Source organism: Paenibacillus sp. FSL R5-0928, from assembly GCF_037970385.1.
In the GTDB taxonomy this organism is placed as follows: domain Bacteria; phylum Bacillota; class Bacilli; order Paenibacillales; family Paenibacillaceae; genus Paenibacillus_AQ; species Paenibacillus_AQ odorifer.
The window spans coordinates 454,908-470,118 of sequence record NZ_CP150225.1 but is presented as its reverse complement, the minus strand read 5'-3'; the positions used below and the strand labels follow the sequence as shown (position 1 = coordinate 470,118).

General features: G+C 41.1%; 13 protein-coding genes. 7 read left to right on the top strand and 6 right to left on the bottom strand.

The genetic code is table 11. The features are described from left to right. Positions 1-189 precede the first annotated feature (189 nt). Positions 190-939, bottom strand: a complete 750-nt coding sequence (locus MKZ16_RS02090) for a WecB/TagA/CpsF family glycosyltransferase (protein ID WP_038568435.1) — start codon at positions 937-939, stop codon at positions 190-192. Between the two features lie 366 nt (positions 940-1,305). Further along, the gene (locus MKZ16_RS02085) at positions 1,306-2,187 is read right to left on the bottom strand and encodes a nucleotidyltransferase domain-containing protein (protein WP_076107434.1); all 882 of its coding nucleotides are present in this window, start codon (positions 2,185-2,187) and stop codon (positions 1,306-1,308) included. Positions 2,188-2,372: 185 nt separating this feature from the next. Between MKZ16_RS02085 and MKZ16_RS02080 the strand changes: the two genes are divergently transcribed. Continuing rightward, positions 2,373-3,419 carry a YncE family protein gene (locus tag MKZ16_RS02080; RefSeq protein ID WP_076107432.1) on the top strand — a complete coding sequence of 349 codons (1,047 nt, stop codon included), beginning with the start codon at positions 2,373-2,375 and terminating at the stop codon, positions 3,417-3,419. Between the two features lie 47 nt (positions 3,420-3,466). Here the strand turns inward: MKZ16_RS02080 and MKZ16_RS02075 are convergent, their stop codons facing one another. Beyond that, positions 3,467-4,990, bottom strand: coding sequence for a DHA2 family efflux MFS transporter permease subunit (locus tag MKZ16_RS02075; RefSeq protein ID WP_076107430.1), 1,524 nt, complete (start codon positions 4,988-4,990; stop codon positions 3,467-3,469). A gap of 205 nt (positions 4,991-5,195) precedes the next feature. On the opposite strand from MKZ16_RS02075, the gene MKZ16_RS02070 reads away from it, so the two are divergent. From MKZ16_RS02070 to MKZ16_RS02050, 5 genes are all read left to right on the top strand, one after another. Continuing rightward, positions 5,196-6,086, top strand: a complete 891-nt coding sequence (locus tag MKZ16_RS02070) for a TetR/AcrR family transcriptional regulator (RefSeq protein WP_249267784.1) — start codon at positions 5,196-5,198, stop codon at positions 6,084-6,086. Between the two features lie 77 nt (positions 6,087-6,163). Next, positions 6,164-6,853, top strand: a complete 690-nt coding sequence (locus tag MKZ16_RS02065; protein WP_076101243.1) for a response regulator transcription factor — start codon at positions 6,164-6,166, stop codon at positions 6,851-6,853. After that, on the top strand, positions 6,850-7,854 hold the full coding sequence (locus MKZ16_RS02060) for a sensor histidine kinase (RefSeq protein WP_076107429.1): 1,005 nt from the start codon (positions 6,850-6,852) through the stop codon (positions 7,852-7,854). Before MKZ16_RS02065 ends, MKZ16_RS02060 begins: the two co-directional genes overlap by 4 nt. Positions 7,855-7,960: 106 nt before the next feature. Then, the gene (locus MKZ16_RS02055) at positions 7,961-8,722 is read left to right on the top strand and encodes an ABC transporter ATP-binding protein (RefSeq protein WP_038568421.1); all 762 of its coding nucleotides are present in this window, start codon (positions 7,961-7,963) and stop codon (positions 8,720-8,722) included. Continuing rightward, positions 8,712-10,658 carry an ABC transporter permease gene (locus MKZ16_RS02050; RefSeq protein WP_038568418.1) on the top strand — a complete coding sequence of 649 codons (1,947 nt, stop codon included), beginning with the start codon at positions 8,712-8,714 and terminating at the stop codon, positions 10,656-10,658. Before MKZ16_RS02055 ends, MKZ16_RS02050 begins: the two co-directional genes overlap by 11 nt. Positions 10,659-10,822: 164 nt before the next feature. Here the strand turns inward: MKZ16_RS02050 and MKZ16_RS02045 are convergent, their stop codons facing one another. Beyond that, positions 10,823-11,494: an O-methyltransferase gene (locus tag MKZ16_RS02045; protein WP_076107427.1), complete on the bottom strand. Its 672-nt coding sequence runs from the start codon at positions 11,492-11,494 to the stop codon at positions 10,823-10,825. 228 nt (positions 11,495-11,722) lie between these two features. Here MKZ16_RS02045 and MKZ16_RS02040 point away from each other — a divergent pair, with 228 nt between their 5' ends. Beyond that, positions 11,723-12,619, top strand: a complete 897-nt coding sequence (locus tag MKZ16_RS02040) for a LysR family transcriptional regulator (RefSeq protein ID WP_076107425.1) — start codon at positions 11,723-11,725, stop codon at positions 12,617-12,619. Between the two features lie 65 nt (positions 12,620-12,684). On the opposite strand, the gene MKZ16_RS02035 is transcribed toward MKZ16_RS02040, so the two are convergent. Both MKZ16_RS02035 and MKZ16_RS02030 read right to left on the bottom strand, forming a co-directional pair. Next, positions 12,685-13,167 carry an NUDIX hydrolase gene (locus MKZ16_RS02035; RefSeq protein WP_076101239.1) on the bottom strand — a complete coding sequence of 161 codons (483 nt, stop codon included), beginning with the start codon at positions 13,165-13,167 and terminating at the stop codon, positions 12,685-12,687. A gap of 36 nt (positions 13,168-13,203) precedes the next feature. Continuing rightward, positions 13,204-14,919: an ABC transporter ATP-binding protein gene (locus MKZ16_RS02030; RefSeq protein ID WP_076107423.1), complete on the bottom strand. Its 1,716-nt coding sequence runs from the start codon at positions 14,917-14,919 to the stop codon at positions 13,204-13,206. Between the last annotated feature and the right edge of the window lie 292 nt (positions 14,920-15,211).

Genomic DNA, 15,211 nt, shown 5'->3' with positions numbered 1-15,211 from the left:
TCCTACTCTTCCCCCTACTCCTTACCTCACTCCCACTAACCACTATTACTCTTCCCCCTACTCCTCACCTCACTCCCACTAACCACTATTACTCTTCCCCTTACTCCTTACTTCCTACTCTCACACCTGCCTCCTCTTCCTCTCACACCAACCGAACCAAAAAAGGCCCCCATAAACGAGGCCTTTTCTTCATTTCTTAATCATAGCTCGGAACACGAATTTGGGCAGAACTGCCTGTCTGCGCCATCGCGACTTTTGTCCCTTCGCAACTGGAGCGAACAAAAGTCGATGCAACCACTCCAGATTGAGTTTTTTCCATAGCGCTGGTGCAGGAGTAACTTTTCCCGCTATTACATCCAAGCTGCCCCCCACGCCAAAAACAACTTTTACCTGCGTAAGCTCCTGTTTGTGCTTATATACCCATTTGTCAGAGTATGGCGCCCCCATCGCAACGATCAGAAAATCCGGCTGTGCACGCTGAATCTCTGCTACAATGGCAGGCTCCTCTTCCTTGGTAAGAAAACCATTATGTCTTCCTGCAATCTTCACATTCGAATATAACTCCGTGATCTTTTCGACCGCTTTACAACTGGTAAGCTCATCTGTTCCCAAGAAATAAAAACTCCATCCCAAGCTATTTCCTTGCTCCAAAAGCTCAAGAAGCAGCTCATATCCAGTTACCCTCTCAGCAATAGGATCGCCTTTTCTTTTTGAAGCCATCACAATGCCAATCCCGTCAGGAGTGATTAAATCCGCTTCTTGAAGTATGGTTCGTAGCAGCTCGTCCGATTGACTTGTTATCGTAATTTCCGGGTTAGCCGTGATCAAATGGAAAAGTTTCGGTTCTCCGGATTGAATATGTTTTGTTAGATGAAGTGTTGTCTCATGTAGTGTTAGTTTTGAAAAGGGAACTCCTAATATTGAAACTGTCCCGTCCATATAATCACCTCTCACTAAAATTCCACTTCAATATACCTTACCATAATCAAGAGGAGGAAGGGGAGTCATTTAAGTTACTTAATCACTACAGCCACTTACCCAAACACTATAGCCACTTCAACCACCCGACCATTCCACCACCCTAGCCACCACAGCTACTACGCTACTACAGCCACTACAGTCCACCATAGCTTCACCTCATAATAACCATTTCACTCCCTCCGCCACCTCTCCAGCCATCACAGCTACTACGCTACTACAGCCACTACAATCCACCATAGCCACTCCACCTCACAATAACCACTTCACTCCCTCCGCCACCTCTCCAACCACCCCAACCACTCAACACTCACCCTATAGCTCCACTCACTCCTCCATAAACTTCCACCACTCTACTAACCAAGGTTCATTGATCCCCCGCATGCGGAATTCCTCTACAAGTATCTTCCGGAAACGTTTTTCCATTTTGACAAAGTTATTATCCTCCTGGTACATAGGGGCAAAGGATTCATCATCTCTAATAAAACTCCAAAAATCGCCCGCACACTCCGTAATCTTTCGTCCGACAGTCGTTTGTTTGGCTACAGGTACCAGCCATTTGTCGTAGGGGTAGGGATAACCTTCAATAGTAATGGCACAGCGTAATGCAACTTTATAAAGAGAAACCGCTAAAAATAAAATAGGAAAGGCATCGCCACGCACTACAGGATTATCTAAGCTTTTGGCATAACTTCTTAACTGTATGTATGAATTCTTACGAAATCTCATTAGGACTTCAGGTTGGAGGGGCATATAGGCATCAAAAAGTGACTTTACATCCAATCGGTCATAGTAGATATAAGAAATAGAAGCATTCCACAGCCATTCCATATTTTCGCTCATTAACGCCGCTTTAATTTCTGATATTTTATGCAGTGTGTAATGTCCGGACTTGCCGCTGGGGAGTCGTAAATCCATAAAAAAACTACTTTGCTCCGGGATCAGCCCCGCTTGTTCGAACCGATGATTAATGCTGCTATAATACTCGTCCTGACAAATAATGATTACATCCACATCCGACTGCTCATCCACCACACCAAGTGCGGTCGATCCATCAAGGAGAATACTTACCCGCTGACTCTCCTCTTTCATTAACGGATGATTTAGAATTTCTTGCGTGATATACTGCCCAATTTCCTCTAACAATTCACTATGAAGCTGCGTCTTATCAGGTGTTAATAAAATATCCGACAACACTGATTTCACCATCTCAACCCCAACCTCCAATCAATCTCAATTTTCCAAAAAATAAAACGCTTACACATAACCTAATATTTGGATAATGGAGTACCATTCTACACTCCTAATATATATCTTGCAAGGATAAATGAAGTACCCTTTTGCCTAAGCCTAAATATAATGAAGTATCTATTTACTTGGAAAGGGGTAAAAGCATGGCGCAGCCAAAAGTGATTGCTACAGTCCGCTCTGCCGGACCGATCGGAGATATAAAAGTAAATGTCGTTACGAATCGAGTATACTTTGTAAACCCAGACACCGAGGCTGGAACTATCGGGGTATTGGAGGGCAGAACTAATCGCATTATCGCTCGGATCCCTGTAGGAAGACTGCCGTCTCAGCTCGGAATCAACCCCCAAACCAACCGGATTTATGTACCTAACTTCCGTGACGAAAATGTCTCTGTCATAAACGGGCGGACAAACCAGGTAATCAAAACTGTCAAAGTAGGCCGATTCCCAGACAATATCGGAGTGAATGTTCGAACCAATCTGATTTATGTAACTAGCGCATTCGGAACCCTATTCGTCATAGACGGGAAAACAAATCAGGTCCGCAAAAAGATTGAAATCGGTGGACGCCCTTCCAGAATCGTTATCAATGAGCTTACAAACCGTGTCTATGTGACCAATACAGCAAATGATAGCGTCACCGTCATTAACGGAACTACACAGGCTATCATTGCGACAATAAAAGTCGGAAGTAACCCCGTGATAGCGCCAGCACTTAATAAAATTACCAATCGTATTTATGTCGCTAATAACTTAAGCCGGTTTCTTTCTGTGATCAATGGCCGAACCAACAAATTGTTGCGTAATGTACAGCTGGGACGTCTGCAAAGCGAGGTCGTTATAAATCCCCTGACGAACCGTATTTTTGTTTCAAGTGCACAAGTTGAAGGTAAAGGAAAGCTATTCGTCATCAATGGAAATAACAACAAAATCATTACAACAAAGGTTCTTCCTACTTCCTCCAACATAACCATTAATCCGAATACAAATCATTTATTTGTTGGTAATTTCGATAAAAATCATATGTCCGTTTATAACGCCACCACGTTTAAACGGCTCGCAAGATTCCCCTCTGTATCAGGCAGTACTGTGCTAAACCCGCTCACAAATAGAATTTATGTAGGTGGAAACGACTCCATAACGGTCATTCAGGATGGACCAAGACTCACTCAGAGCTCTATTTTTAATTAAGACAAAAAAGACGCCCACCACAGGTGAGCGTCTTTCTGCATAGCAAATTACATCGATCTAGCGGATGAAACTTGTTTAACAGCCACTTTTTCTTCGACTGTTTCTGTATCCTTAGGCTGTATCCCTCTTTTTATGAAGAAAGCTAGGATAAAGGCAATGATGGCTACGCCTACTGACACTAAGAACGCATCGTTAATTCCTTCGATCGTTGCTTTTGCGATGACTTGGTTTTGAATACCAAGCAATTGCTCTGCAGAAGGTTTAGCCGTTAATTTACTCACAGCTTCTGCTACCATATCTTTGACATGTGAAGTGGTACTGTTAGACATAATCGTTACAAGCAGCGCCCCGCCAATCGCTCCGGAGACTTGCTGAATCGTACTGTTCATGGCTGTACCATGCGGTGTATATTTAGCCGGGATGGAGTTCAGACCATTGGTCATCACAGGCATCATAACCATTGAAATCCCGAACATTCTCACAGAATACAAAATCATAAGTGTCGAATATTTCGTTGTTTCAGTTAGATCACTAAAGAAATACGTACTGATCACTACGATAGCCAGACCGATTAACGCCAAGACTTTGCCCCCGAATTTATCGAACAATTTACCTGTGATTGGAGACATAACTCCCATAATTAACGCACCAGGCAACATTAGGAGTCCCGAATCCAGAGGTGAAATGCCTCTAATATTTTGCAGGTAAATCGGCATTAACATCATCGCTGAGAACATCGCCATATTCAGTGTAATCGAAATCGCTGAGGATAAAGCGAACATCGGATATTTGTACACTCTGAAGTTAAGCATAGGCTCCTTCATTCTCATCTGGCGCATTATGAATATCACTAAACCAATTACCCCGATAATAAGGGTGGAGTAGACCATTGGATCATCCCATCCTTTATTCCCAGCGGAACTGAAGCCGTATAGAAGACCCCCGAACCCAATCGCTGATAGAACTACAGATAGAATATCGATTTTAATAGCCACATCTTTTTTAGGATCATGCAGTTTGAAGAAGGCAAGAATGAACACCAATACGGCGATAGGTGCAATCATAAAGAACAGCACAGGCCATTCATAATGCTGAATAATCCATCCTGACAGTGTAGGACCAATGGCTGGTGCAAAAATCATAACCAAACCAAACATCCCCATGGCCGAGCCGCGTTTTTCAGGTGGAAATGTGGTAAACAATACATTCATTAATAATGGCATCATAATTGCGGCCCCTGAGGCTTGGACCATTCTCGCAATCAATAATACAGGGAAACTTGGAGCAAAGCCTCCAATAAAGGTCCCTATTGCAAATAATCCAATGGCGATTAAGAATAATCGTCTCGCTGTATACTTTTGAATTAAAAAGGCCGTTGAAGGAATCATGATCCCGTTCACTAGCATATAACCCGTCGATAGCCACTGTACCGTTGAGGCACTGACATCAAAATCCTTCATAATCGATGGTAGAGCTATATTGAGTAGTGTATTACTTAGTAAAGCAACAAATGCACCAATCATAAGGATTGCCAAAATCCCATAGGACGCTTTACTTTCTTTCGTTTTCATTTTGGAATCCTCCATTCTATAATCATACCGTCGGTTCAAATTTGAACTTATGTTACAATGTAGAATATATTACTCTTATATTTACTGCTTGGCAAGTCAGAATTCATTTAAAAACTAAATTGTATTAAGTGGAAATATAAGCTAGTCTATTCTACGTGAAGTGTTTTTTTTGCACAAAAGAGTCCAGCTTAAAGGGGCACCTAAGATGATAAATAAACGGAAAGAGCAAGTAATTCAAAAAGCACATGAATTATTTATTGAAAAAGGCTACCACGCCACATCCATACAGGACATTCTGAATCACAGCCGGATCTCCAAAGGATCTTTTTATAATTATTTCCCTTCCAAAGGGGATCTCTTTAAAGCTGTATTCACCTCTATTCATGACCAGCTGGAAGAAGGCAGAAATGGCCTGCTCATTGGCCAGGACCCCTCTGACATTGATATATTCGCTAAACAAGTTCAACTGGTTATGAAAATCAATAAGAAAAATAAATTGTTGCAGCTGGTTGAAGATGCCCTGGTCTCCAATGATCCGGACTTAATTACGTTCATCAAAAAAACTAAATTCACCTTATTAACCTGGGTGCATGAACGTTTCCTGCATATATTTTCTGAAGATAAGAAGCCCTATCTACTGGATGGAGCCATCATTTTCACAGGCATCTTGCAACATATGCTGCAAATTAACAGTGCCATGAATGAAGTCATTACCTCTCAACAAATCATTAATTATTGCACTACTCTTATCCAGACGATTGTTGAGGATGTAAGCGAAAAAGGAATCCAGCTTATCTCCCCCGATCATGTAGGGAAACTATTACCTGTAGCCGAATACACTGATTTTTTTAATAATGATTTATCGTTTGCGACCGTGAGCTTAAAAAAAATCATAGATAAATCATTCGCCGCTGATGATCCTAGCCTGTCCAATGCACTAAAGCTGTTATATTTTATCCAAGAAGAGATCATGAACAACAAGGAACCAAGAGAGTTCTTAATCGAAAGCGCCCTGCTCTCCTTGAAAATGTGCCCTCAATTTAATGAAACGAAGGAATTTGCGCATTATCAGACAGTGTTATCTGCAATGCTCTAAGCACAATCAAAGTATGGCTTCAATCGTTTAAGCGTATTCTAAACGCAAGGTACGAAACTAAAAGTGTGGTGACCGATTTGTTCAAGCTTTTATTAATCGAAGATGATACAACGCTGTTTAATGAGATCAAAGAGCGGCTTACGCAGTGGTCTTATGATGTATATGGCATTCAAGATTTCAACAATGTTACGCAGGAATTCACGGAAATCAAACCTGATTTAGTGATAATTGATATCCAATTACCCAAATTCGATGGATTTCATTGGTGCAGAATGATTCGCTCTCACTCTAACCTGCCGATTATCTTCTTATCCTCCCGGGATCATCCGACAGATATGGTGATGTCCATGCAGCTGGGAGCCGATGATTATATCCAAAAGCCCTTCCATTTCGATGTACTCATTGCCAAGGTGCAAGCCATTCTCCGACGTGTGTACAATTACAATTCGGATAACATTGAACTCAAAACGTGGTGCGGAGCTACCGTCGATTATGAGCGGAATTCAGTGACCAACGACACGGGATCGATTGAGCTTACCAAAAATGAGATTTTCATATTGAAATTACTCATTGAGAAAAAGAATAAAATTGTCACCCGCGAGGAATTAATTAATAGCTTATGGGACGATAAGCGCTTTATTAGTGATAACACCCTCACCGTCAACGTAAATCGGCTGCGCAAAAAGCTGGACGAGCTTGAATTAGGGGTGTTTATTGAGACGAAGGTTGGACAAGGGTACGTAGCCATTGAAGAGGATTGTCTATGATAAAAAAGTACCTGCTCGAAAGACTCGGTTGGATTCTGCTCTTTCTCTTTGTACATCTATTTATGCTCTTTATCACCTTTATGGACCCGACCATCCCCCTGTCTTCAGTGCTCTATCTGGTCTCTTTATCAATGATTTTTTTCGTAATTTTTCTAGTCATTCGCTATCCTAAGGAAACCAGATTTTATAAAAGCTTAAATGAGCGGGACGATGATCTCGATCTGACAAGTATCGCTCTTGCCGAAAGTCCTTTTGAGAAAATCATCGAAGAGAGCATCACCAACCAAGTGAAACTGTTAAAGAGGACTGCTTCAGACAATCTAATGAACTTGGAGCAAGAGAAGGATGAGCTGTTATCCTGGATTCATGAAGTAAAGACTCCACTGACCGCAATGCATCTAATGATTGAACGTATAGAAGATGATGTTATGAAGAGGCACTTGACCTATGAGTGGCTGCGTATTCATCTGCTGCTGGATCAGCAGCTCCACCAAAGACGGATACCCTTTATTGAAAACGATCTGTATATGGAGCAAATCGATATAGAAACGCTTATTTTTAGTGAGATTAAGACGTTACAGTCTTGGTGTATTCAGAAGGGAATCGGCTTTGAGTTGCACTTAGAAGCTGCTGAAGTGCTTAGTGATGCTAAATGGCTGGCTTTTATCCTCAGACAACTACTAACCAACGCCGTAAAATATAGTGAAGCTTCTGATATTACAGTGAATAGCTACCAGCAAGCTGAACATATCGTTCTTGAGGTGAAGGATTGCGGGCGCGGGATAGATCCGAAGGACCTGCCGCGCATCTTCGATAGAGGGTTTACTTCCACTACTGTACATCGCGACAATGCAGCCACAGGCATGGGCTTATATTTAGCTCAGAAAGCAGCTCAATCCTTACTCATCAGCATCGGAGTTCAATCCAAGCTTGGAGCGGGATCAACATTTACTCTAACCTTCCCACTCAAAAATGAATTCGTTAAAATCTCAAGCATGTGACAACAATGTCACATGCTTTTATATTTTGTTCGGGCAATCGCAGGATAAGAACAATAAACTTTTTTATAATAAGGCTATACAAGAAGAAACGAAGGAGTGAATCATTATGGCAATTCTAGAAGCTACTAAAATTCATAAAAGCTATGGCAATAAATTAAACAAACAATCCGTGTTAAGCGGACTCGATATTCGTATAGAAGAAGGCGAATTCGTTGGCATCATGGGGCCTTCCGGTTCAGGTAAAACAACCCTACTCAACGTACTCTCGTCGATCGACAAAATCAGCAACGGATCTATTACCATTGAGGGCAATGAAATCTCCAATATGAAAGAGAAGCAGCTCGCGGAATTTCGCAAAAATCATTTAGGTTTTATTTTTCAAGAATATAATCTCTTGGACACACTGACGGTAAAGGAGAATATCCTGCTGCCACTATCCATTACCAATACACCCAAGAAAGCCGCCAATCAGAAATTCGAAAGTCTCGCAAAGGAATTGGGGATTTTGGAATTAAAAAATAAGTACCCCAATGAAATCTCTGGCGGTCAAAAACAACGTACCTCAGCAGCTCGTGCCTTCATTCATGATCCAAGTATTATTTTTGCTGATGAGCCTACCGGGGCGCTGGATTCTAAATCCGCTTCTGATTTATTAAATAAGCTAAGTGAACTCAATCAAAAACGAAAAGCAACTATCGTTATGGTTACACATGATCCAGTGGCTGCCAGTTATTGCAGTAGAGTTATTTTTATAAAAGATGGAAAAATCTATACGCAGCTAAATAAAGGAGAACAATCAAGACAAGTTTTCTTCAACGACATTATAAAAACACAGGGTGTATTAGGCGGTGTGCAGAATGAGCATTAATGTATTAATGATTCGAAATCTGCGAAAAAACATTCGAAATTACTACCTATACGTGTTTGCGCTAGTTTTTAGTGTGGCCTTATATTTCGCCTTTGTCACCTTGCAATATGATCCCTCGATGGATGAGCTGGAAAGCTCTATCAAAGGGGGCGCAGCAATCATGGCTGCCTCGATTTTACTAGTCGTAATTGTCTCTATTTTCCTGTTATATGCTAATACGATCTTCATCAAACGACGCGGTAAAGAAATTGGCTTATTTCAGTTAATTGGAATGACCAAAAATAAAATCTTCCGCATTCTTTCGGCAGAGAACTTTATTCTGTATTTCGGTTCCTTGGTCCTGGGGATATTGGTTGGCTTTTCTATCTCAAAATTAATCCTCATGATCTTATTTAAGATAATGGGGGTCGATGCTATAGCCTCCCTTCATTTCTCTATCGAAGCTTTGATTCAGACGTTGATCGTATTCTGTGTGATTTATCTTTTGATCATGCTGATGAATTATGGATTTATTAAAAGACAAAGTATTTTATCCTTGTTCCGGGTGACCTCAACAACAGAAGGTACAGTGAAAAAGTTATCCTTCTTTGAAATGATCATAGGGATTGTCGGAATTGGCCTAATCCTACTGGGCTATGTGCTCTCCTCTAAATTACTTACCGAAGACGTAACCTCAATGAATCAATTGGCTATATCCATGATTACTATTTTGGGATCCGTCATTATTGGGACCTATCTATTTTATAAAGGCTCGGTAAGTTTTATTTTTCATATCATTCGTAAGCGGAAAAACGGCTATCTGAACATTAGAGAGGTTCTATCTCTTTCCTCCATTATGTTTCGCATGAAATCCAATGCCGTATTATTAACCATCATTACAACGGTATCGGCACTAGCCCTGGGTTTATTATCCCTTAGCTACATTTCCTTTTACTCTGCTGAGAAAACTTCCAAGCAATATGTCCCAACGGATTTTGTATTCACGAATGCCCAAGAGGCTGAACAATTTACAAAGATCCTAACGGCAAATGATTTAGTATTTACAGAAAGAAGGACCCAAGTCCTTCAGGTCGATGTAGATGTTGAAGAGATTCTTGTTAAAAAACCGGACGGAGACAATATGTTTTCAAATATTATGACCCTGGCGGTCATAAGTGAAAATGCACTTGAAGACGTTGATCTAACTCCAGATAAAGCTTATTTCACGAAATCAAGCAGTACATTGGATAATTTTGTTACTATGAAAGATAAAGGTGCGATTGAACTCAAAGGGTTACATGAGGTTTTTCCGCAGGATTATAAAAGATTAGATATCGAAAGTCCCATTTCAGGGTATTACACAGGTGGTGGCTTACCGGTTGCGGTTGTAGACGAATCGATCTTTAAGCGCTTAAAAAAGGATTTAGATCCTGCCCTTCAAAGAGGATCCTCCCTTAATATCGGGATTGATATGAAAGTCCGGGCCAGCGTTGAACAGGCAAATGAACTTTTTAAGACCTTAAAATTTGATGAGAATAACAAACAAGACTCTCAATTAGAGTCGATAAAAGGTCAAAAACAAAATATGGGACTCATTATGTTTATCGTTGCTTTTCTGGGGTTAACCTTCTTGATTACCTCCGGATGTATTCTATACTTTAAACAAATGGATGAAAGTGAAAATGAAAAACCTAACTACACCATTCTGAGAAAGCTTGGGTTCACGCAAGGCGATCTGCTCAGAGGTATACAGATGAAGCAATTGTTCAATTTCGGTATTCCATTAGTCATAGGTCTGCTTCACAGCTACTTCGCCGTTAAATCCGGCTGGTTCTTATTCGGCACAGAGCTTTGGACACCGATGATTCTGGTGATGCTGTTATACACTGCTTTGTATTCGATCTTTGCAATATTGTCCGTCTTCTATTACAAAAAGGTGATTAAAGAGGCGCTTTAAAATAACGAAGGTGTTCCTAAAGCCATCATGGCTTAGGGACACCTTTGTTTGATTTGATATCATTTACAGGTAGGAGGCACCGGCATCTATCGAACACAGATGAACCTCTTTCTAAGCAATAGCGTCACTGGGGTCCGTAACGCTCAGAGGACCTGTGGAATCCCTCAGCTATTCACAATCCCCAATACAAATCCATCATAACCTTTGCTTCCCACCGTCTGAATGGCAGTAGCCGAAATTCTAGACTCTTCAGCCAACAGATCATAAAATTCCCGTACGCCTACTACACGAGGGTCTTCGCTATTCTCATTAATGACCTCACCTTCACGAATCACATTATCTCCAAGGATCACCGTTCCGGGCTGGGAGAATTGCAGCGCCCACTTTAAATAGTTAGGATTATTCGGTTTATCGGCATCTATAAAAATAAAGTCGAAGGGTTCAACGCCCTCTTGTTTCATCTGAGACAGTTGCTCTAATGCATCCCCTACACGAAGCTCTACCAGATGATCCACCTCGGCAAGCGAAAGATTAGCTTTAGCTACCTGCGCATGAATGGGATCCAGCTCCAAAGTAACTATCTGTCCGTCAGACGGCAGGGCTCTTGCCATCCAAATCGTACTGTACCCGCCCAAGGTGCCAATCTCCAAAATCCGGCGTGCACCTTTCATTTGCACCAGTAGATTCAGGAATTTCCCCTGACTAGGCGAAACATCAAAGGGCGGCAGCCCTGCCTGTTGATTGGTGACCAACACTTCTTCCAACACAGAGTCCTGTGGAATCAGGCGCTCTGTAATATACTGATCGACTTTATCCCAAGTAGTCGTTTGATTCATATTTATCACTTCTCCTTTAGTATTTGTTCATGGTTGAAATCCGGAGACAAAGGCGATCGCTACGCTCCTACAGTTCCAAACCTCCTCTCCATTACTCCTTTCCCTAATCTCATCTTTCCAAGTTCATCTTTATATCTGTATTGTAAATCAGTTATAATCATAAATATAATATATCTTTAAGTCTAATTTATATATTTAATATATAAATCGAAGAATGGGAGTTTAACCATGAACCTACATGCCTTACGCTTATTCCATGTAATCGCATCGACAGGCAGTGTGACACGCGCTTCAGAAATTTTAAATATAAGTCAGCCTGCCATCACTGCGCAGATTAAGAAGTTCGAAAAAGAACTGTCCTTTACCCTATTTAAACCTCAAGGCAGAGGAATCGCTTTAACGGATGCTGGGGAAGAGCTTACTCTACTCGCCAAGCGACTGTTCGCCGTAGAACAACAAATTGAACAATTCGCTCAAGATTATGTTAACGGCACTAACGGAAGTATCCGTCTAGCCGCAACGTATTTGCCTGCTCACTTTCTCATTCCTACCTGGATTGCAAAGTTTAAGCAACAATATGAACAAGTGGAGATGATGATCACCACTACCAACTCAAGTGATGCCCTCAAGCAGCTGTTAAATGTAGACGTGGATATAGCTATTTATGGAGGAATCGCCGAGGCTTATCCAGATACAATCCAGACAGAAGAGTTATTTCAGGACGAGTTATGGTTTGTAGTCGCACCCGATCATCGTTATGCCAATCAGCAAGTTTCTCTATCCGAAATGATGAAGGAACCCTTTGTTATGCGTGAAGAAGGAAGTTCAACGCGGGAGCGATTATTATCTTTATGCCGCACATACAACACACCCGCTCCTATCATCTCTTTGCAATTTAATGGACTACATGAAGCCATCAAAGCCGTTATCGCCGGATATGGCGCAAACTTCGTTTCTTCATTAGTCGTACGCAAATATGTAGAGCGTGGAGAATTGTGCCGAGTATATGTAGAAGGAATCCATCTGAAGAATACCATTGCGATCTGTACACGTAAAAATGAGCTCTTATCAGCAGCCGCAGTGAATTTAATTGAGATGATTCGTCACAATCCTTATACGATATAGCGGAATGATCGCTCATTCCCAACAAAAGAGGCCTTCCCTTTCGGGAAAGCCTCAAAGTTTCTTTTTTACACCGTCCGATCCAATTTAACTTCAAACGCACCTCCAGTTACATAATCCATGTACCTAGTATTTCCATCGAAATCCAAATAAGCTTGATAGCGGGTACGAATAGCCGCTGCAGAAATCAGATCCAGCACCTTCTCCTTGGCTACCCACATCACTTCAGATGTTTCCTCCGAAGTACTTAATTCTCCTCCCACGGGCTTGCAGATAAAGTCTAACATGACCTTGGTAGGAACATCCGTCTCACCGTCATACCATTTATGCATACCTGTATTCGAATACACGCCAATCAATTGAGAAACAACGACATCTATTCCACTTTCCTCTTTAATCTCGCGAATTAGTGCATCCATTAGGTTTTCTCCAACTTCCACTTGTCCTCCAGGAAATACCCACCCACCATGATGTGTTTTTACTAAAAGAATATCTCCCTCTTCATTTATTGCAATTCCACCCACCGCTACAATATGTGTTGGCCAAGCCATCGATAGCACCTCTTTTTTTTAGAAGAGTCTAGCAATTTATCGATAATCTGTAAACGATATTTTTCTATTCCATAACGCTTTAAAAGCTTCGCACTGTTCTATTAAATCATCAAACTTCCCTTCCCCAACAATTGACCCTTGATCCACTACCAGTATCTTATCAACGTCTTTTATAAAATTAAGCCTGTGGGCCACAATGATGATAGTTTTGTCCTTAAATTCATTCAAAATCGTCTCCATAAGACTCTGCTCAGTGATATTATCAAGCGCTGACACCGGCTCATCCAGAATTAGAATATTTCTTTTTTGGGCAATGATTCTGGCAAAGGCTAATCGCTGTCTTTCGCCTCCTGATAATTTTAGACCTTTTTCGCCCACCAAAGTATCTAAGCGATCCGGCAAATGGCTTACTTTTTCCTGCAAATGAACTTTTTCCAAAATCTCATATAGCTCTTCATCGGACAGAGTATCCTCATCGAATACAATATTATCTCTTATCGTAGCATCGAAAATCGGCGTGTCTTGGGATAGATAGGAAATATGATCATAGTAGCTATTCAAACGAATCTCATCGATATCCTTACCGTCCAGTAAGAGTTCACCTTCGCCCTTTTTTAATAACCCCACAATCAATTTAATCAGCGTAGATTTCCCGCCTCCACTTAATCCGACAATAGCAACGGAAGTTCCTCGCGCAAGCGAAAATGACAGGTTATTCAGAATCTGCACATTCCCATAAGTAAAGGACACCTCCCTAAAGTCAATATTACCTTGGAGCTCAGTGATGGCTTCTCCGGATTCCAAGTTCTTATCTTCTGGGGCAGCAATAAATTCCTCGAATCTTCTGTAAGTCACTTTATTCAGTCTGTAATCTACAAATAAAACATTGAAGATGGCAATTGGGGTATAAATTTTATCGATGAACATAAACAATGCGACCACAATACCAAGTGAGGTCTTGCCTGCGACAATGCTTTTCACACCATAAATCAGGACAACAACTTTAATGATCGTGACAAATAACTCGAATATAGCAAAAAAAGCTTCATGGATCATTTTTAGCTGAGCATTTTTATGAATGATAGTGCGTGCGGTCTGGCTTAATTTCTCGATCTCTTTCTCATATCTCTTGTTGGTTCTAAAGACGACCAATTCCATAAACCCGCGGATAGAGAATCTGGACATCTTTTCTTGCTCTTGGAGAATGGTTGCCTTCATGGCATACAGAAATTTCAACAGCAGATTTGTTATCAGAAAGACGACCACGTAGCCAGCTGCAATCACTAACATGATCCTTAGATCGTAGAAGCTGATAAAGACTAGACTGAATAGAAGAGTAGGTAATAGCTCATGTAGTGTTTTGAGAAAAAAAGAAAAAATAATACTGTTTCCAGCCGCTGCCCCGTTCTCGATCACCTTAATCATTTGCCCTGTTCCCATATCCTGATACGCTTGATAATCCATTTTTGATATTTTGGACAGTGCAATGATCTTTAACCTCTCCGTGATGCTGTTCGATAAAAACACACTCGGGTATTCGTCTATATAATTCAGGATCGCCACCCCAGCCAGCAGGGCCCCATACACCATAATTAATGTTGCTATTTCATCAAAACTGTTGATTACCGTGGCCTTATCTAATATTTTTTGAAAGACAACAACACCTAAACTACTTAACAGCTGAATGGCAAAACCCAATAAAATATAACCACCTACCCACCATTTTAGGTGAGCTAGACTCTTTTTTAACATATCGTTTATCCCCTCTTTTAATTGAATGCAAAAAAGCCAGGCACCCCTATTCCACTGTAAAAAACCATCCACAAATAAACGGTTCTCTAAGTTAAATAGGTTAAGTGCCTGGCTCTACAAAAACAGCTGCCTATGGCACCGTTCAAAGCTCTAGTTAGTTGTAATCAAAAGGGTAGACTCCCCCCTTGATAGCTGGTACGCGTTTCACCCAGCCCGATAACTAGTTCCTTGTAACGGTACGGAAAGACATCCATTTCACCTCAATTAAAAGAATTGACCCTATTATAATTCT